Below are 18,428 nucleotides of genomic sequence, written 5' to 3'. Positions count from 1 at the left end.
GTCACCTCACGCGATACGACACGCCGGGCTCATCGAGAGAGTCCACCGCGGTCCCGCTGCTGCACGCTGCTCTTTCCGCTGCGGCGTGGTTTGGCCGCCTTGCCCGACTGGGACATAACTGCCTCGCGCGGGTGCTTGGCGTTTTCACCATCTGCGAGGATTCGCGCGTTGATCGTCTTCTGGTCGGCCTTGCCTTCAAGGCTCGCGGCGAATCGCTCGCGCCGCTCTGAGCTGTCGTATTCCAGTTCCCCCGAACCGCGCTCGACGCGCGCCTGGTCGGTGGCTTCGGAGGCCTGCTTGCGCTCTTCGTCGCGAGTGTTGAGGTCGGTACTGTCGATTCCCTCGAGGTCGCTGGTATTCCAGTCGCGGTCGGCCGCTTCCTTAGCCTCACGTTCGTGACGGTCGGCGTTGGCGAAGAGGAGCTGGCTTGCGGTGAGGTCGTCGCCAGCTCGCTGCCGTTCGGTTGCGGCATCGGCACGGTCGCGCTCTGCGTCTCGCAGTGCCGCTGCGACGGCAGCGGGGTCCGCTCCGGGGGCGTCGATGTCGATGCCGTAGCGTTCCTGCACCTCGTGCTTGATGGTGTCACCGGCGTCACGGGCAACGTCGTCGAAATCGCGCCAGGCCGTGGCGGTCTCGTGCACACCGGCGATATCATCGGGGGTGGCTTGGTTCCACCATTCGGGTTGATCGACGGGTGCGAGGCTGGCTCGGGCGGCTCCACGCTCAGCCTCGAACCGGGCTTCCAACTCGCGCGCTTCCTGACTTGCGCCAGCTTCACGCTGTCGCGCCAGCTGCTCGCGCAGCCTAGCGATGCGTTCACCAAACTGCGACGCAATAGTGAGTGCGATGCGCAGCGAATCGTCGAACGTCTCGCCAACACCGTCAGTTTCTTCGGCCATGATCTTCCTCCGTCTAGTCTCTGCCCAGACCGTCACGCTCACGCGGAGTAGCTGGGGTCTTGCGCTTGGTGGGTTGCAGCTTGTTCGGCACCGGAGAACCGGTTCCCGGCGCCGCGAGCCCGTCGGTAGCTCGTCGCATGACGTCATGGACGTCAGCTGGCGTGCGTGAGTCCGGCTGTGCAGATTTGCTGGGCACCGCTGGCAGGCGATCGGTGACCGCGGCGAACTGGTTGCGCAGCATCATCGTGACTTGCTCGGCCCGGCGGGCATCACCGACCGCGCTGTGCATGTCAAGAATCGCCACCAAGACACGACCCAGCTGCCGGAGCATGATCGCCTCGGCCATCGTTCCCTGACCACCGCTGGCCGCCTGCATGAGAATCATGGCGGCGTTCGACGCTGATCCCAGCTGGGCCGGTTTCGGCCGTGATTGGTAGGCCCGAAGGTGCGCCGAGCGGGCCAGCTCCCGGGATGTCTGCGCGAGCGGTCCTGGTGTCGCCTCGACGCGCTGCGACCACGCGGCGAAAGCGCCGGCCGTCTCGCGGGCAACATGCGCCCACGTGGCTCGATCGGTCAGGGGAACGTCGCGGAGATGCTTGCGCAGCTGCCCGATCTCGTCGCTGTACAGCGACCACATCTCCGGAGTCGGCGTGCTCTCTTCCCGGCCCGGTGCGACAGGTCGGTACTCCCACGGGTTCTTAGCCGTGGCCCGCCATTCATCCACAGCTCCTTGTGCCGTCTGGGGGCTATCTGGCCACCCTTCCCGAAGCCTGGGCAAGGTGAGGTCACGGGCCAGCCGGCCACCCCCGTACCAAATCGGCTTCTCCCCAGTCAACGGCCGCACCGCTATCGAGTAGCCGGCAACAACGTCATCGCGACCGGCGGCGTAGCGCGGCCGAATGAGCACACCGCCACGGCGCAACCGGCGAACAAATTCGCCCTCGTCAACCGAAGCGGTCGCAGCGGCCCGCACGGTGCGCTCCATCTTGTGAGCGTCAACCTCCGCGGCACTCGAACGCGCGGCACGCTCACGCTCGGCGGGCTTGACGCCGCGCTCTCCGAGGCCCTGTCCGCGACTCTCCAACTGCTCAAGCCCATAGTCGCGCTCGAGGTCGCGGCACACGTCCTGGGCACGCGTGAAGTCGTTGTGAGTCGTCGCTTTGGTACCGTCCTCACGCACCAACGACACAGCCAAGTGGATGTGATCGTTCCCGTTCGTGGAAAGTCCGTGGCGCACCGCGACCCATCGGCACGCGGCTTTACCGCTGCTCTCGGTAAACCCCATCCGATCTGCGAAGTCCTGCGCGATCAATCCCCACTTCTCATCCGACAGCTGACCCTCTTCGGCACGCAAGGACAGCGAGCAATGCCACACGTCACCGGCAACGCGCTTACTCGTCACCTCGCCCGTAACCGGGTCGGAATCCTTCACCATTCGGAGCACCTCAACGTCGAACGCACGACGTGGAGCGTCCAGGCTGCGCGCAATCGCCAGGGCTGTATTGGTGTCCAACACGCTGTAACCGTGCTGTGCCATGATCGCGGAGTCGCCGGCGACGAGGTGCTGTTCCTCATGTTCGTTGTGCCGACCACCCCCGGCCAAGTACACCATCAGGCCGCCCATCTGGCCGCCCCGTCGAATGTTCGGCATCATGAGTCAGCCAGCCTGTCGATGACGTCCTCGACCTTGACCGCGAGGGCCCGATACTCAGCCACAACGGCAGCAGCAGCACCGGGGAACTGACCCTCCGTATTGGCGAACTTTGCCAGCTGATTGACGTTGTTCGAGACGTTCGCCATCAACCTGGTCACGACGAACAACTCCGCAATCGCACTCTTACGATCCGTTGTCGTCTCAATGTTCGCGTTCATCGCGGACTCAAACAACAACCGCGGCACCGTCACATCAGCGACCACCGCGCGAGCACGCAACTGAGCATCTTCCTCAGCGGTGACGTAGACCCGGTAACTCTTCTCTCGCCCGCCATCAACATTGGCGCGGCGCCGGCGCCCGAACAAGCGACGCTCGTTCTTCTCCGTCAACGTGTTCGCCTCCCCCTGGCCCAGCGCAGCGACCCCGAAAATCGGGGACATACGTCAAGTATGCCAATTCCGGCGCGCGGCGTCCAGAATTTGAAGCCATTTACCACCGGTAAATGTATAGCTTGCTCCAAATCGGCACCGCCGATATGGCACGTTTCCACCCTCGTGAAGCGTGTGCCAAGCCTGTACTCTGGGGAACATGAGCGACGCGAATGTGAAACCAGAAGATGCAGCCACTCGAGCGCGGGCAATCATCGAAGCGAACGTGGACGCCCGCGTCGAAGCGGTACGAGTACTCGCGGATGCCGGCAACGAATACGGCGCGGCAGACCAGCAACTAAAGTTAGCGACCCTCGCTCACGAACACGCGTGGACGGCCGCCCTGGCCTCCGGATGGAGCGAAAAGGACCTACGTGCTACAGGCGTCAAAGCACCCGGCCAGTCCGCGCCGAAGGCACGCAAACGACGCACCACTGTCCCACCCAAGACCACAACCACTGAGGCGTAGCCTCCGGCCCTATACCTGTAACGAACAAGCCCCGTCGAGCACAGCTCGACGGGGCTTCTTCGTGCAACTCCGTTGCCTTTTGGGCTGTTTATCGTACGCATCATTCCTCTCTTGGCAAGGGCTTTCGCGGCATATCCTCACTCGCTGCGCTCCCTCCGGTATTCCACGGTCCCTGGCCAATTCACCCCTGACGCTGTAAATCGGCGTGCGCCAAAAGGCAATGGGGTTATAGAGAGGACCACACCATGAATGAACCGCTAACCGTGTACACGCTGCCGAACTGCATGCAATGCACGATGACCACCCGAGCCCTCGACGCCGCCGCCCTGCCGTACACCGTGATCGACCTCACAACAGACGCGCGAGCCGCCGACCTGATGCAACAGTTCGGCTACACCTCAGCGCCCGTCGTCATCGCCCGCGTGGTGTCCTGGTCCGGCTTCCGGCCCGACTGGGTCGCGAAGATAGCCGCCCTGCGCGACCACCCCTCCCTCACCGGCGAGTAGGCGCCCTGCAATGGAATTCAGCACCCTGCAGACGACCCTGCCCGTCAGCGACTTGGAACACGCGGCGCGCGCACGAAAAGTTGCCGAACGCCTCGACGACCTTCGCGCCTACGGCCGCCACGGCTACACCCTCGCAAACACGCTCACCGTCACCGGAACCAACTACGTGACCCTCATCGACACGCTCACAAAGGACCAAGCCAAATGACCACAGCAACCTGCACACCGGCCTCACCCCTGATGACACCGGACCAAGCCAGCGATGCGCTGGGTATTTCCCTTACGGAGCTCCAGAAAATGAGACTTGGCACCGCCGGACCGAACTACCACGGCATCGGCTTGGGCCTCATCCGCTACAACACAGCAGACGTCATGCGCTGGCGAACATTACGGGCTGCAGCATAGGCGCGTCCGGCGCGGCTCCGTGGCATCGATCGCGGCCTACTTCAACGCGCGTCGAAACGTCACCGAGCCGGCGCCGAGCTGCGCGAACGCGGCAACGACTGAGACAGCGTCAATCCGACCGCCAGGCAATGCTGATGACGCTACTCACGTCCGCGATCATCCCGACCACGGCCGTCCCGTGACCTCGGCGCGGGACGGCGCGGGGAAGCAAGACCATCGGTCGCCCGCGCGCGAACCGCCGCAACACTCGCGTCAACAAGCTTGCTCCGCGGCGTTAGTCGCACCATGTCCACTTCCAGCACACGGTCGGCACCTTCAGCTGCCGTCCGGAACCGCCGATAGTGATCGACCGCGCCGCACTCCACCGCCAAACGCTCGGCAACAAACTCCGGGAGCGAACGACCATCTGGGCCATCAAAAACAGCCCGCGCATATTCGCTGGGGACCCACCTGCCCCCGAGGCCCTCGCCACTCTCAAGAGCAACTTCGTATGACTGTTGCCACCGCTTCGCAATGCGGGATTCGGAAAGCTCATACGGCACTTCCACATCCACCACGTCCACGCCGTAACCTGCCGCCTCGAGTTGCTTTCCCAGCCCCAAAGCCGAGACCTCGGACGACAGAACCGTGTCGATGACGATGTTCGCCCCGGCGCGTATCGCTTCTCCGCGGAGCCGTTTCGCGAGCTCGGACGATTCTTCGTGAACGAGTGACGCCAACTCCAGCGGGAAGAATTTCTCCCCAGCCGTCTCGTGATCCTTCACAACGGCGGGTTTCAGAAACGCGTCGTAACTGCCATCATCGATCGCGGCCCGAAGCAACGCATGCTTGAAATCATCTGCGTCAATGGTCAGCCACTCGTTAGCTGTGTCCCCCAGGATCTCGTCACGCAATACCGTGCTCTTGCCGGCACCAGGCGGCCCAGCAAGAACGATCGCACGATTCTCGAACCGAACCCCAGGACGACTCTTCACAACCTCTCGAATGAGCCGATCATGAAGCTCCGCCCGACCACTCCTCACAATGGCGCGACCGCCAACATAACGAAACCACTCAGGATTATGCACCGTGGCATGAGGGCCATCCGGCGCGAGCGCCTGCCCCGGTTTGGCAAGAGCGCGCACGGTCTCGCGATGGGCGTCAATCGCGCCCCCATCACCAGCCACTACTGAGAGGAATCCGCAGCACGATCCAAGATCGCATCGTAAATCGCACCGTCAATGAGCCCGTCGCTCAGTGCGCGCCCGACCTCATCGAATGACCCAGAAGCAGACACCAGGAGCGAGTCGTAACCATCCGTCGGCGCCTCCGACGGGTAGACCCATCGGCCCAACTCATCAACGAGCTGGGCCCGAGTCAACTCCCCCGTGGCATACCGCTGCGCAATCTCATACGGAGACGCACCAGAAAACCCCGGTACCGGCTCCACCACCTTTGCCGCAGTCCGCAACGCAGAATGAATCGTCGGCTGCTTCACCCCCAACTGCGACGCAAGCTCCGTCTGACTCATGATCGCAGCCAAACGACGCAACTCCCGAAGGTAATCCAGACGGTCAAGGTCAAGCCGCTGGCGCAACGTCCGCGCCCTCTGAACCTCAGGGCGGTAACTAATCGTGGTCATACAAACCACCTCCTATAGACCATTCTATAACACGTGTATAGAACTATCTATAGGTAGATAGTTAATCTCAGGAGACGCCCGCAAGGGGAACCCCTTGCGGGATCGCACAAAGCCGGGACGCTCAGAGAATTCAGGATGCAATAGTGAGGGTGATGGGGTCGGTCTCGGCAGGTCCGCCACATTGTTCAGTCCCGCCCACGCGGACCCAGTTGAGTGTCACGTCCCTCTCGGCGAGGACTTCGTTGCTTGGTGAGAGTGCGCGAATAGTGACATTTTCTGGAGTCGCCATTATTGTCGAGATTTCCCACGAGTGTTCATCGATCCCGACGGACTCGTCTGGTGATAGCTGACTTGGGGCAGGGCCTGAACATTCGCCGTCGGCGCACAACTCAACGACGCTGACGTTAGATGTTGTGCCTTCGAGCTCGACGGTGACAGTGTTGTCCCACCCGATCGTGGGGCACACGTCCGAGACTGAGCAGCCGGACACAACGGCACTCACCATGAGCGCGGCACTGAAAACGACCAATCGCCTTGCCGTATTGATCGATCGCGTGGAAGCCATGTCGTCCCCATTCATTGCTTGTGATGCGAGGATAGCTGAACCGCCTTAGCCATGGCTCAGATGAACAAAGCGTCACGTAAAGGGAACCCTCTACGGGACGGCTGGCGCTCGAGACGTCCTCCTGGCGTCCGTAGGCATTGGATTGTTGAGCCTGTTGAGCCTGTTGAGCCGCCTTTGGAGCGTGGGGGCATGCTCAGAAACGCACCGAGGCGACTTCCGTTGCAGCGATCACCGCATCAAGGAAGCCCGGGAAACGGGCATCGACCTCTCGGACACGGAGCATGGTCCAGCGTTGCGTTCCGCGGTCTTCTTGACGGATCAGTCCCGCCTCGCGAAGAACTTTGAAGTGGTGGCTCAGCGTCGACGGTGCAACATTTACAGGGAATGTTCCGCAGGCGCGCCCGTCGGGTTCGGCATGGAGCGTGCGCACAATCGACAGCCGCGTCTCGTCGGAGAGGGCATGCAAGACCGCAGTCACGAGAACCGTTTCGAGCGTCGGGTGATGAAGTGCCGGGCGCGGATTGTGTCCCACACTTTCTCCTTTCGAGTATTTACGAATGAATGCTAGCATCCGAGGTATTGTTCGATACATTTCGAAAGAAGGCGAAACGTGATCACTTCAACGATGCGAGCTCTCACATTCCACGGCCCCGCGACGGACACTTCCCAGACCGATGTCGCCGTGGTCGTGAGGCCGGCACCCGGCCCCGGCGAGGTCTTGATCCGTGTCACCCACGCCGGTATCAACTTCAAAGACGTGATGATGCGACGGGGTGATCACGCCTACTCGTCCGTCTGGCCCGTAATTCCCGGCCTTGAAGTCGCCGGCGTAATCGAACAGGTCGGCGACAGAGTGGATAGTCTCGAAATCGGTAAACGAGTAGTTGCCCTGACCAACACGGGCGGTCTCGCTGAGTACGTTGTCGCCAATGCAATGCTGACTGCACGCATCCCGGACGGAGTAGCCTCCGAGGTCGCAGCCGTGGTGCCCGGGGTATGGGCTACGGCATGGCTGCTAGTGAATGAAGCCGCCCGGGTCCGTGACGGCGACACGATCCTCGTCCACAGCGCGTCGGGCGCCGTCGGTACCGCCATCGCAGCACTCGCGGAAGCAATCCCCGACACCACCCTCATCGGCGTTGTCGGAGCCGCAAGCCGGCTAGAAGACGCGAAGAGCGCGGGCTATCAGCACGCCTTCGTCCGGGACGACCATCTCGTCGACGCCGTCCTCAGCCAGCTGGGCGGCACCGGCGTTGATATCGTGCTCGATCCTCAAGGGACCGCGTGGCTCGACGCCGATCTACGCATGCTCGCTCCCCATGGCCGCGTCGTGCTCTTCGGCAACGCTTCCGGCACTCCTCTTGACCCGGTAGCTACCGAGAGGCTCTCAACCAGCAACGCCGCCGTCGGCGGCTTCAGCATCGCCGCCTTGTCGACCGCGGCACCGAAGCTCGTCCAACGCGCCATGAACGCCGTGCTGCACCTGGTCGCCGAAGGCTCCCTCAGCCCTGAATCTACGATCGCTGAGGGCCTCGATCAGGCCGCCGCCCTCCAGGAACAACTCGCGATTGGCAGCGCAAAAACGAAACACGTAATAAGAATCACGCCAGAACTCAGATGACGCGGACGGCCGGTAATAGTCACCGCCACTGCGCCCGGTTGAATCCGCCAACCCTCTAGGGGACGCGCAGAGTCCCCCATTTCGGACTCAATATCGATCCACCCCAGACACGAAGCCGTAGGGTGGGGTGTCTTCGGACTCTGCGGCCCGGATCAGCCTTGGTACAGGTCTGCCATGGCAGTGGCAACGTCACGCATAACGATCTGCGCCTCCGGCGGACTCGTGACGTGGAGGTGGGCGCCGAATTGCAACAGCTGACGCACGGACTCCACCTGGTCGTAGATCACGGTGATCTCGACTTGTTCAGCGTCAATGGGCTGACTGCTGGCGAGACGCGAGCCTAGAAGCCGGCGAGCGAGGTCAAGCCTGTCCTTCTTCAGCGTTGCGATGATTGTGACGGCTCCCCGGTTCTCTACCGCCGCACTCAAGTCACGGCTGACACTGGCGAGCGTTGCGTTCGGTCGAAGGCGCCGAACCTCTGGCAGGACCTCCCAGCCCTCCAATCTTTCGAGCGAGTACAGCCTCGGCAGGCGGTCGACATCGGCTACCAAGTACCACCGGCCGGACTTCACCAGAAGACCGTATGGGTCAACGGGGTGCCATGAGGCATCTTTCTCGGCACTTCTCCGATAGTGAATCCGCAGACGCCTGCCCGACTGCAGGTTTCTGGCGAGTTCGGCGATGCCGACGATGCTTGGCATCGGGCTAAACCATGGAGTGTTGTCGACAACGATCACTTCAGACAATGGCAATTCCGACTGGCGACCCGGCGGGCGTCGGGCCGCGATCTTCCTTTGGGCGCTGCGCGTCGTTGAATCGATGCCAAGTTGGCGCGCTTGCCCAGGGTCCAAACCCAGAAGCTTTAGCGCGTCGACTTCAGCGCGGCTGAGGGCGGACACATCCAGCTGTGACCCGGGAAGGAGGACGACGCCTCCAAATCGGCCGCGCTCGGCAAACACCGGTACGTCTGCGTTCGCCAGAGCGACGACGTCGCGCAATACCGTTCGAACCGACACGCCTAACTGCTCTGCCAGCTCAGGTGCCGTCATGCGGTGGCGCGCCTGGAGCAGCAACATCATAGAAAGCAGGCGTCGGGATTTCATCTCACCAGTATCAACGAATACCAGACATTATCTGTCATGTATTGATGGAATGCTTGGCAGAGCCGAGAACGCTAACGAAGGAGATCCCATGGCAACACCGAACCTGTTCCTCATCTACGTCACGGACGTCGAACACTCCACCCGCTTCTACGCCGATCTCTTCGAGATGGAACCCGTCACCATCACCCCGCGATACGTCCCGTTCGAAGTAGCCCCGGGCGTGCTCTTCGCCCTGTGGTCGGGCCGCAGCGACACAGTCACGACGGCGACGCCGCGAACCAGCGAGTTGGGGCTAATGCTGCCGGGATCAGCATCCGGAGTCGACGACTGCTTCGCCGCGTGGACGGCCAAGGGCGCTACTGTCATCGAAGAGCCGCACGAAGACGTCTTCGGGCGCACATTCGTGGTCGCCGACCCGGATGGCAACCTCATTCGTGTCTCCCCGATCGACTGAAACGGACTACACGTGCAGGCTCGATTGTCATTTCTGCCTCTGGCGGTCGCGAAGACCTGTCCGGCCGCCCGGCCGGCCCGCTCTCACGCGCGATATGTCGCCACCCACTGCTGGACAGGCTGAGTACCATGCGCCGCCCGTTCCGGCGGGATGTCCCATAAGCCGAACGGCTTACGGGCACCCGGCACTCCGGGACTCCGGGACTCGCGTCGTCTTACTTCGCTGGCGATGTGAGACAGATGGGTTGCGAGACCCCTGGCCGGCCGGAGAATATGCCTGGAGCATGTCGACGAACCTCACTCAGTTTGCTTCCCGGAGGTTGAGGTTGCGCGCAGGCGGGTGCTACGCGGCAGGGTGCACTTCAACTGGGGCAAGCGATGCCCTTGGCCCCATCACGTTCTCAAAGTTATTGAGTCTGCATCGGAGTGATAGTGAGATCGACTGAACCAAATGGGAACGGGTAGAAGAATGTGCCCGCGCCATTCCAATCGGTAATGGGAATCATCGCAAACCAAATCTGGCTAATCGCGACCGATGCGACAGCGACGACCACGACCGTCAAAGCGCCTCGATTGAGGTAACGCAACGCGGCGGGAACATCGCTTGCCCGGCGGAGTACGAAGGTAAGCGCTCCGATCACGATCGCGAAGATCCCGATATAGATAAAGACACTCGGTTGGAGCGTTAGGTTAATGCAGCTCGGCGACAGCTCGGTAACGTTTCCGGCTGCATCGATAAATGTGCCATCAGCATTCACACCTCCTGGGCAGTAACCTTTGCTGGCCACAGTAAAGGCGCTGTACCCAAGCGCAGCGAACATGGCGAGCACAATTAGGCGCCGGATGCGCGCAACGACCGGACGCACCGGCAACGCGTCTGCCTCCTGCACACCTTCGGGCTGAAGGGACAACGACATTTGACCCCCCGATCAGCCAGCAGCGGCCTCGCTTGTAGCCTACCGACCGGCTCAGGGTACGGGCAAAGTCGCCCGCAGGGGGCATTCCCGCCATCGGAGTGCCTTCGGCATTGGGCAACCCGTTAGCCGAACCTTGACCGGGACACATTTTTATCAGCTCGAGACCGTGGGATCCAGGAACGGCGGGCGCTTGCCCAGCTTCACTCCTGGCGGCAGGATGGATGCTAGCGGAGGACGTTTTACCGCCGAGGTTGGCAACGGATTGGTTGGCGTGTCACGCCGCCACGGTGGCACGAGGTTCAGGTTGCCGGCGGAGCGCGCTGATACTGAACCAGGCTGCGAGGACGACCGCCAGTCCTGCAGGGATCAAGGCCCAAACAATGAGTTCGGTGGCTCTGGTCCCTGTGAGTAACAGGCTACTTCCAGCAGCAGCGCCGACGGCGGAACCGAGATACATTGCCGCCATCTGGAACGCGATGATTGGCATCGCCTGCTCGGGTCGATCCCCGACGAGGGCTTGCTGCACGGTAGGCACGCTTGCCCAGCCTGCCGCGCCCCACAATGCTGCTGCGATTAGCCAGACTGCGGGGGAATCGGACACCCACATCGCAACGAAACTGGTCAGGAGGACTCCCGGCAGCACGATCAACAGGACTCGTGGCCCATAAGTGTCCAGTGGTCTGCCAATCAGTGCAGAGCCAGTGACGCCTCCAATGCCCCAGGCCCACACGAGTGCGAAGCCCCACCCTTCGAGGCCCTGGGTTTCTGCCATCGGCAGCACATACGTGTACAAGCCCAGGCTGGCAACGCCGAGTAGGAATGCGATCAACACCCCAACGCAAGTTCTCGCGGACCGGAACACTCCAATTGCCGGGCCTATCGATTTCGGCAACGAGGGCAACGTTCGAGCGCGGGCAGCGAGTGCGAGCATACCGAGCACACCAACGACGACGACCAGCCCCATCGTCCATCGCCAATTCAAAAGATCGCCGATGAGCATCCCGACCGGCACGCCGATAACAGTCCCGGCAGACAGACCGAACGTCACCATCGCCGTGGCCCGGCCCCGCTCGGGCTTGGTGACCATCGCGGCCGCGGTTACCATCGCCACCGCAGTGAGTACGCCCGCGCCGGCACCCGCAATCAGCCTGGAAGCGAGGAAGACCTCGATTCCAGGCGCGACCACAGTGATGAGGTTACCGAGGTTGAAAACGCCCAGCGCAATGAGCAGTGCACGTGCGGTGTGTCCGCGGCTGAGTCTCCCCGACATCATGGGGCCAGCCAGCGCATATGCGCCGGTGAATGCGGTCACCCCGAGCCCGACAGCGGCCACCGTCGTGGTCAGCGAGTCCGCGATCGAAGGCAGCACCCCGGCAAGCACATAGGCATCAATCCCCAGAGCAATGGCGGCGGCCACCAATGGCCATACCTTGCGAATCATGCCTCGGCCATCCCTGGATTTGATTCCTGGTAACCGTGAAGCACGGTGCCGATAAGTCCCGGGAAGCGAGTTTCGAGGTCGTCGCGACGCAGCTGGATCATGCATTTACGACCCTCTGCGCGGACGAACACGACACCGGATTCGCGCAGCAGGCTTGTATGGTGTGTCAGCGTTGACCTCGGAAGGTCCGGCCCAAGCTCGATACTGTCAACTTCACCCCGCTCCGAGAGCAGCTGCACCATCGACAAACGCAGGGGCTCACTCAACGCGAACATCACTCTCGGGATTGCGATGTCCCCAGTCTCTGGATGCTTGTACACGCGTGCTGCTGCCATCTGGCCCACCTCATATCGTTCGACTATTCTCGCACAAGCATAGTGCGAGAATAGTCGAACGATAAATCGTGGGTCGCCGCAAAACGGGCCAGCGTGTATCAATGGCTTGATGGCTGCGTGATCACGGCGACAAATGCCACCCAGCATCTGTGACGGAAACTAGAAAGAGCGCTACCCTCCAGAACAGTTGCACTGGCCAAACTGTGGTGCTTCATTTCGCCATCTCCAAGCCGCCCCGCAAGCCGGACGCCGAGGGGGACACGCAAACGGTCGATCGGCGACTTTCATCCGTTCCGTTTGGGGAACGCGTATTCAACCGGTCGTTGCAACACTCCATTTTTGAGAGGTGTTGCCGATGTGGTCGAAGTTTGAGCTGGTGGAGATGCAGGCTCGGTTTTGGGTGTTGATGTCCAAAGGGTCGACGCTGACGGCGGCGTGTGATGCTGTGGGAGTGAATCGACGAACTGGACGGCGTTGGCGCCAAGCAACGGGAGGACGGATCCCTGTTCCGGAGGCCGAGAGGTCCGGGCGGTACTTATGCTTAGACGAACGGCTGCGAATCGCGGACTTGCATGTGAACGGCGCCGGCGTGCGTGCGATCGCTGCCGAGATGGGCCGGTCTCTGCGACGATCAGTCGGGATTTAGCTCGCGGTGGGTCCCAGGCTGGCCCACGAGCGCGAACAAGGTATGCCCCGTATGCGGCGCACAAACAGGCTGAGCTTCGCGGGCGCCGACCCAAGGCCAGCAAATTCGATCACCCGGAACTAGCATCCTTGGTGCAGACGAAACTGTGCGTGAAATGGAGTCCAGAACAAATCAGCGACCACTTGGCGACAGCGTTCCCGGACCGGCAGGAGATGCGGGTGAGCCCCGAAGCGCTTTACCAAGCACTCTATGTGCAGGGGCGCGGTCATTTGCGTGCTGATCTGCATCAACACTTGCGCACCGGCCGTGCCATCCGTCGGCCGAGACGGCCTGCCTCGAAGAACTCGGGCAAGATCCCCGACATGATCATGATCAGCGAGAGACCAGCAGAAGTTTCTGACCGTGCCGTACCTGGCCATTGGGAAGGAGACCTGATCTTGGGGTCAAACTGCCGATCGGCCATCGCCACCCTCGTGGAGCGTCAGACCCGCTTCACGATGCTGGTTCACCTTCCCGGCGATCACAGTGCCATCACCGTTCGCGATGGCCTGTTAGCCACCATCAAAACCCTGCCTGAGCGCTTGGCTAAAACCTTGACCTGGGATCAGGGAACGGAGCTGGCTCAGCACCGGCAAATCACAATGGCCACCAAGATGGCCATCTACTTCTGTGATCCGCATTCTCCGTGGCAACGCGGCTCCAACGAAAACACCAACGGGCTGCTGCGTCAGTATTTCCCCAAGGGCACCGACCTCTCCGTCCATTCACCCGAACGGCTCCAGGAAGTGGCCACCGAACTCAACGATCGACCGCGCAAAACACTCGGCGGCATCACCCCCGCCCAAGCCATGCAACGACTACTGTCAGAACCAGAAAAACCAATCGTTGCAACGACCGGTTGAATCCGCCAACCCTTTACGGGACGTCTGGTGGGTCCTATCGGTTGGCGTCTAGAAGTGGTTCGAGTGCGGAGACAAGGCGCTCTGCCTGCGAGCGGGCCTGCTCCGTATCTCCGTGGTCCTCGAATTCACCGATTTCGATGCCAATGACAGGGTTTCGGGCGAGGCGTGTGGCGACTGCGGTCAGGTCATCGAGCGTGAGACCGTGAGGCACTGTGTAGTCGGTTGGCATGATTCCAGGATCGAGCACGTCGCAGTCGAGATGGAAGTAGACCGGGCGGTCTGAGATAAGTTGATCGAGTTGCGTGAGCATATCGGGTCCGCTCGCGAGGGCGATCGTGCCAGTGTCGACGTGGGACTGCTCTGCTGGATCCAGATCGCGAGTTCCTCCGAGAACGACGTTTCGGGGGTCGAGGCCGGCTCCGAGTCCAGAATCCCACCAGCCGAGGGACGCGCTCAGGGCCAGCCCTCCGAGGTAGCCAGTGGTGGTGTTCTCCGGAGTGTTGAGATCGGCATGGGCATCAAACCACACGACGATGGCGTCAGGGTGCTGTGCGGCAATGTTGGGGAGAGTAGCGATGGCTGCGGCGCACCGCGGCCAGGCGAAGACCGGACTGCCGCCCAGACTCAACGCGGCGCTGTGAGCCACTTGTAAGGACTTGAGCCCCGGCAGTGCCGCGGCCAACTCGACGTCCCAATTTTCGTTGAGAGCAGGTTCGGGATGCCCGATGACAGTCGGCTCAATCCCTAGCCGCCGCCCGAGGGCAGCTCCTACGATGGCAGCGCCCTTCATGCCTCGGTCATTGTGATCGCCGATGCGTCCGGTGTAAACGAGGACACTACTGCTCATAATTGACCCATCTGATTCGCGCCCACTCAGATGTGGACGTATTCCCGACGCTACCGTACGTCAAGTGCGGGCAGATTTCGCACGGGTCCTACAAAATCGCAGCGAAATCGGGCTGCCCTGTCTGAACCCCCTACGGGACGGGTGAGACAGCAGTCCCGCGGCGGCACGACTCATACGTGGTGCGATCGAGGTGACAGTCACCGTTCGTGGGCCGCGGCGCCGTCAGTGATTGGACGACAACGCCTGGCCGATGATGCGGGCTCCGTCGGGGAATGCCCCCGGGTTTGGCCCGGAGTAGTTGAGTCTGATGTAGGGGCCGGTGGCCTCGGCAGGGAACCAACTCGAGCCGGCAGCGATGAGGACTCCGGCGTCTTCGCAGTCTGCGACCAGCCGCTCGAGGTTGGTCCCATCGGGCAAGCGAGCCCACAAATTGAGACCACCAGTCGGAACCGTGGCTATGTGGGCGTCGGGTGCGTACTCGAGCAGACTCGTCAGTAGCAGGTCACGCCGGGCCCGCAGCTGCGGGCGAAGGCTGCGGAGGTGGACCTGCCACCCCGGCTGGGTGACGACATCAAGTACTGCAGCTTGAAGGAGCCCGCTGACATACATCGATTCGGCGCCGCGGTCCCCGAGAATGCGTTCCTTGGCGGGACCGCGAGCAATAATTGCCGCCACGCGCAGGGACGGCGACACACTCTTGGTGAGGGATCGCACATAGACGACATGGCCGGCGTCATCGCGCGCGGCGACCGGATGCGGATCAGTATCGATGCCAAAGTCATGGGCCCAGTCGTCCTCGACGAGAAAGGCGCCGTGCGCCCGAACGACGTCGAGGATCTGTGTCGTGGTGGTCTCTGACCACTGTGCGCCGGTGGGGTTCGCATAGGTCGGCTGTGCGTAGAAAACCCGTGCACCCGTTTCTTGGAACGCCCGAGCGAGCTCGTCGGGATCCGGCCCCTCAGGTCCGGACGGAACCGGGACCACGTCGACCCCCGCTTGAGCGGCAGCCTGGATGGCGCCCCAATAGGTGGGCGATTCCATCAGCAGCGGTGCGCCGGCGGTGACCAGGGCACGGAAGATCGTGGCCAGGCCGCTCTGGCTTCCGGGCAGCACGATGACATCGCTAGGCAGGGGCGGAGTGACGCCGACCGGTGTCGCGGCGCCGAGCTCCTGGGCGAGCCAGGACTGCAGTTCCGGAAGCCCCGCGACCGGGGAACGCGTCAGAGCCGCGTCGCTGCGGGCCGCGCGGGCCAGCGCCGACCGCACCAGCCGCTCGGGCAGTAGCTCGCGGTCGGGATACCCGGAATGCAAAGCGATACTCCCCTGCGGCGCAGCGCGCAGCGCCGGGCTCAGGCGGCCGAGGTGACTGTTCGGGGAGCGCAGCGCTGCGGTCTGCCAGCTGAAGTCGAGCGGACGAGCGGTACGCACCGCGCGAACGAACGTGCCGGCGCCGGGCCGGGTCTCGATCAAGCCCTGAGCTACGAGAGTGCGCAGTGCTTTCTGCACCGTCACCGGGCTCGCACCGTACTTTGCGACAAGCGTCCGGCTGGTGGGCAATCGGGCGCCCGGCGCCCGGCCAGCAATCCACTCGCGCAGCGCGGCCACAATCCGAAAACTGCTATCGTTATCCATGTCAGATCATAATAGCGCTATCAAGCGGATGCCCACACCGCTATCGCCCTCCCGGGCCGGCCTCACGTGGGGGCTGCTCGGCGTCGCCGCGTTCTCCTTCACCGTGCCGTTCACCCGCGTGGCCGTCGAGAGCATGTCCCCGTTGTTCATCGGATCCGGGCGCGCAGTCATCGCTGCGGTACTCGCCGCCGCCGCCCTGATTATCACCCGGCAACACCTTCCGCGGGGCAACCAGTGGCTTCGCCTCGCTGTCGTTGCAGGTGGGGTCGTCGTGGGCTTCCCCCTCCTGACATCCTTCGCCCTCACCACGGCGTCTGCTAGCCACGGCGCAGTGGTCATCGCTCTCCTCCCAGCGGCGACGGCCGTGATGGCCGTCATCCGGGGAAAAGAGCGACCACCGCTCCCGTTCTGGATAATGGCCACCGTCGGAGCACTGGTGGCCGTGGCCTTCGCGTCCCTGCAGGGCGGCGGAGCCATCCGCTTGAACTGGTCCGACCTACTCCTATTCGGTGCCGTCGTGGCCGCGGCCATCGGTTACGCCGAAGGGGGCCTGCTCGCGCGCGAGATCGGGGCGTGGCAAACCGTGTCGTGGGCCCTCATTCTGGCCGCGCCCGTCACGGTCACCCTGACGACAATTGCCATCGTCGACCAGCCACCTACCGGCACGCCCACCCAATGGGCGGCCTTCGCTTACCTTGGCGTCGTGAGCATGTTCCTGGGATTCTTCGCCTGGTATCGCGGACTCGCCATCGGGCCAATGGCCCAGGTCAGCCAGGTTCAACTCACCCAACCCGTCCTCAGCATCGTCTGGGCCGCACTAATCCTCCACGAACAACTCACCTGGCAGACCATCATCGGCGGCACCGCCGTCATCCTCTGCGCCGGCATCGCCGTACGAACACGCCTGGGTCGCGACTCACCCCGCCCGACCCAAAACGTGAACACTAAAATAGCGCCGGTTGAAGCAAAAACCGGCACCAACTGCCCGCAGGTGAACGTCTCACGGGACACTGCGGCTGTCGGGTATCAACGGAACGAATAGTGGTGCCGTCCGCTCTCGTCTGCTTTCTGGGCTGAAGTCAGAGGATGAAGGAGGAGACGATCATCGCTCCGGCGAGGCCGGTGACGGCAAGGAGCACGAGCAGCGCCCGATTAACACGACGGCGGCTAACCGTTCCCTTTCGGAATGTCGATGGTGACATTCGTTCTAGGTTGGGAAGAAGGGCCTGAAACGGTGGATCTTGCGGTGCTGAGCGGATAGGTTCCTTGGCTGAGTGTCCATCATCATCGATTTTCGCCATGCCTTCATGGTATCGGCTACGAACCAGACGACGCCGAATACAAGATGTTGGTCGGGCGCTAGCCCCTCGTCCCAAGTGCTGCTGCGATCCAATGCGTATTGTCGGCTCCGCGACGGCCCGTGCCCGCCGAATCATCCGGTGCAACGCGTCCCGGGAGTCGAACCTCGTGCGGACGAACTTGAGAAGTCGGGGTTCCACGGCCTCGCGGAGTGGAAATTTGACAGTGCTCCTCCCTGTTGATCAGCTTGGCAGACAGGATGCCTGTCGAACCGGGGGACGACGATGAACAATCCGCTTATTCCAGCTTTCTACGACATCGCGTGGAGCGGCGTTGTAGTGGTGATGCTCGTGGCTCTCGTGGTGGCCCTGGTGCAAATTCGGCGCGCACCTTCGTTGAGTTCGACCGCTCGGGCCATTTGGGTGCTCATTGTGCTTTTCGCTCCCATCGCAGGTCCTGTGATCTGGTTCCTTGTCGGCAGACGACCTCAGCCCGAGTAGCGCCGGCCTTGTGGTGCTGACTATCGATTCTTGGAAATGTCGACGATGCCTTGCGTGGACTGCACCTTGAGAGGAACCCCCTGCGGGACGCAGAAGAAGGGATGCCTTCGTCGCTATCTAAATTGCCGCGCGGAAGCGATCCCTGCGAACCACATCGTGAACCATCTGTTGTGCGATCGGGCAGA

21 protein-coding genes and 1 pseudogene are annotated in these 18,428 nt (G+C 62.5%); 9 read left to right on the top strand and 13 right to left on the bottom strand.

Annotated features, from left to right (window positions below):
- Positions 1-29 precede the first annotated feature (29 nt).
- From D6T64_RS05075 to D6T64_RS05065, 3 genes are read right to left on the bottom strand one after another with little or no spacing between them, the layout of a single operon-like run.
- Positions 30-899 carry a hypothetical protein gene (locus D6T64_RS05075; protein ID WP_119972612.1) on the bottom strand — a complete coding sequence of 290 codons (870 nt, stop codon included), beginning with the start codon at positions 897-899 and terminating at the stop codon, positions 30-32.
- A gap of 13 nt (positions 900-912) precedes the next feature.
- On the bottom strand, positions 913-2,553 hold the full coding sequence (locus D6T64_RS05070) for a relaxase/mobilization nuclease domain-containing protein (RefSeq protein WP_119972609.1): 1,641 nt from the start codon (positions 2,551-2,553) through the stop codon (positions 913-915).
- On the bottom strand, positions 2,550-2,993 hold the full coding sequence (locus D6T64_RS05065; RefSeq protein ID WP_119972606.1) for a plasmid mobilization protein: 444 nt from the start codon (positions 2,991-2,993) through the stop codon (positions 2,550-2,552). Before D6T64_RS05065 ends, D6T64_RS05070 begins: the two co-directional genes overlap by 4 nt.
- A 148-nt stretch (positions 2,994-3,141) precedes the next feature.
- On the opposite strand from D6T64_RS05065, the gene D6T64_RS22195 reads away from it, so the two are divergent.
- The 4 genes from D6T64_RS22195 (at position 3,142) to D6T64_RS22190 (ending at position 4,361) form a co-directional block, all read left to right on the top strand.
- Complete coding sequence (locus tag D6T64_RS22195) at positions 3,142-3,450, top strand: hypothetical protein (RefSeq protein ID WP_147364474.1); 309 nt, start codon at positions 3,142-3,144, stop codon at positions 3,448-3,450.
- 245 nt (positions 3,451-3,695) lie between these two features.
- A complete protein-coding gene (locus tag D6T64_RS05060; RefSeq protein WP_119972602.1) occupies positions 3,696-3,956 on the top strand; it encodes a glutaredoxin domain-containing protein in 261 nt (86 codons plus the stop codon).
- A 10-nt stretch (positions 3,957-3,966) separates the two neighbouring features.
- Complete coding sequence (locus tag D6T64_RS05055) at positions 3,967-4,164, top strand: hypothetical protein (protein ID WP_119972599.1); 198 nt, start codon at positions 3,967-3,969, stop codon at positions 4,162-4,164.
- Positions 4,161-4,361 carry a helix-turn-helix domain-containing protein gene (locus D6T64_RS22190; protein WP_147364473.1) on the top strand — a complete coding sequence of 67 codons (201 nt, stop codon included), beginning with the start codon at positions 4,161-4,163 and terminating at the stop codon, positions 4,359-4,361. Before D6T64_RS05055 ends, D6T64_RS22190 begins: the two co-directional genes overlap by 4 nt.
- A gap of 140 nt (positions 4,362-4,501) precedes the next feature.
- Here D6T64_RS22190 and D6T64_RS05050 read toward each other — a convergent pair whose 3' ends face one another.
- The 3 genes from D6T64_RS05050 to D6T64_RS05040 form a co-directional block, all read right to left on the bottom strand.
- Entirely contained in the window at positions 4,502-5,527 is a 1,026-nt protein-coding gene (locus D6T64_RS05050) for a zeta toxin family protein (protein WP_119972596.1), read from the bottom strand.
- Positions 5,527-5,982: a hypothetical protein gene (locus tag D6T64_RS05045; protein WP_119972592.1), complete on the bottom strand. Its 456-nt coding sequence runs from the start codon at positions 5,980-5,982 to the stop codon at positions 5,527-5,529. Before D6T64_RS05045 ends, D6T64_RS05050 begins: the two co-directional genes overlap by 1 nt.
- A 758-nt stretch (positions 5,983-6,740) precedes the next feature.
- Positions 6,741-7,118 (bottom strand): ArsR/SmtB family transcription factor, encoded by a 378-nt coding sequence (locus D6T64_RS05040; RefSeq protein ID WP_119972588.1) that lies wholly within the window; start codon positions 7,116-7,118, stop codon positions 6,741-6,743.
- A gap of 39 nt (positions 7,119-7,157) precedes the next feature.
- Here D6T64_RS05040 and D6T64_RS05035 point away from each other — a divergent pair, with 39 nt between their 5' ends.
- A complete protein-coding gene (locus D6T64_RS05035) occupies positions 7,158-8,168 on the top strand; it encodes a quinone oxidoreductase family protein (protein ID WP_147364472.1) in 1,011 nt (336 codons plus the stop codon).
- 152 nt (positions 8,169-8,320) lie between these two features.
- Here the strand turns inward: D6T64_RS05035 and D6T64_RS05030 are convergent, their stop codons facing one another.
- Positions 8,321-9,271, bottom strand: a complete 951-nt coding sequence (locus D6T64_RS05030) for a helix-turn-helix transcriptional regulator (protein WP_119972582.1) — start codon at positions 9,269-9,271, stop codon at positions 8,321-8,323.
- 88 nt (positions 9,272-9,359) lie between these two features.
- On the opposite strand from D6T64_RS05030, the gene D6T64_RS05025 reads away from it, so the two are divergent.
- Positions 9,360-9,725: a VOC family protein gene (locus D6T64_RS05025; RefSeq protein WP_119972579.1), complete on the top strand. Its 366-nt coding sequence runs from the start codon at positions 9,360-9,362 to the stop codon at positions 9,723-9,725.
- A gap of 406 nt (positions 9,726-10,131) precedes the next feature.
- Here the strand turns inward: D6T64_RS05025 and D6T64_RS05020 are convergent, their stop codons facing one another.
- The 3 genes from D6T64_RS05020 to D6T64_RS05010 all read right to left on the bottom strand — a co-directional run bounded on the left by D6T64_RS05020 (position 10,132) and on the right by D6T64_RS05010 (position 12,417).
- Positions 10,132-10,641, bottom strand: coding sequence for a hypothetical protein (locus D6T64_RS05020; RefSeq protein WP_119972576.1), 510 nt, complete (start codon positions 10,639-10,641; stop codon positions 10,132-10,134).
- Between the two features lie 274 nt (positions 10,642-10,915).
- Entirely contained in the window at positions 10,916-12,082 is a 1,167-nt protein-coding gene (locus tag D6T64_RS05015) for an MFS transporter (protein WP_092108683.1), read from the bottom strand.
- A complete protein-coding gene (locus D6T64_RS05010) occupies positions 12,079-12,417 on the bottom strand; it encodes an ArsR/SmtB family transcription factor (RefSeq protein WP_199719065.1) in 339 nt (112 codons plus the stop codon). The genes D6T64_RS05015 and D6T64_RS05010 overlap by 4 nt, the downstream gene beginning before the upstream one ends.
- A 382-nt stretch (positions 12,418-12,799) precedes the next feature.
- On the opposite strand from D6T64_RS05010, the pseudogene D6T64_RS05005 reads away from it, so the two are divergent.
- A pseudogene (locus tag D6T64_RS05005) lies at positions 12,800-13,965 on the top strand (IS30 family transposase).
- A 34-nt stretch (positions 13,966-13,999) separates the two neighbouring features.
- On the opposite strand, the gene D6T64_RS05000 reads toward D6T64_RS05005, so the two are convergent.
- Together D6T64_RS05000 and D6T64_RS04995 are read right to left on the bottom strand one after the other, a co-directional pair.
- Positions 14,000-14,812 carry an arginase family protein gene (locus D6T64_RS05000; protein ID WP_119972572.1) on the bottom strand — a complete coding sequence of 271 codons (813 nt, stop codon included), beginning with the start codon at positions 14,810-14,812 and terminating at the stop codon, positions 14,000-14,002.
- A gap of 222 nt (positions 14,813-15,034) precedes the next feature.
- Positions 15,035-16,444, bottom strand: coding sequence for an aminotransferase-like domain-containing protein (locus D6T64_RS04995; protein ID WP_119972569.1), 1,410 nt, complete (start codon positions 16,442-16,444; stop codon positions 15,035-15,037).
- Between D6T64_RS04995 and D6T64_RS04990 the strand changes: the two genes are divergently transcribed.
- Positions 16,443-17,486: a DMT family transporter gene (locus tag D6T64_RS04990; protein ID WP_119972566.1), complete on the top strand. Its 1,044-nt coding sequence runs from the start codon at positions 16,443-16,445 to the stop codon at positions 17,484-17,486. The two genes, D6T64_RS04995 and D6T64_RS04990, sit on opposite strands and share 2 nt — an antisense overlap.
- Positions 17,487-17,523: 37 nt before the next feature.
- On the opposite strand, the gene D6T64_RS22185 is transcribed toward D6T64_RS04990, so the two are convergent.
- Positions 17,524-17,745: a hypothetical protein gene (locus D6T64_RS22185; protein WP_134360430.1), complete on the bottom strand. Its 222-nt coding sequence runs from the start codon at positions 17,743-17,745 to the stop codon at positions 17,524-17,526.
- A 282-nt stretch (positions 17,746-18,027) separates the two neighbouring features.
- Between D6T64_RS22185 and D6T64_RS04985 the strand changes: the two genes are divergently transcribed.
- Positions 18,028-18,243: a PLD nuclease N-terminal domain-containing protein gene (locus D6T64_RS04985; RefSeq protein WP_035880385.1), complete on the top strand. Its 216-nt coding sequence runs from the start codon at positions 18,028-18,030 to the stop codon at positions 18,241-18,243.
- Positions 18,244-18,428 lie beyond the last annotated feature (185 nt).

Origin of the sequence: Cryobacterium melibiosiphilum (genome assembly GCF_003602235.1) — a bacterium.
Classification (GTDB): Bacteria; Actinomycetota; Actinomycetes; order Actinomycetales; family Microbacteriaceae; genus Cryobacterium; species Cryobacterium melibiosiphilum.
This window is presented reverse-complemented; position numbering and strand designations above follow the sequence as displayed.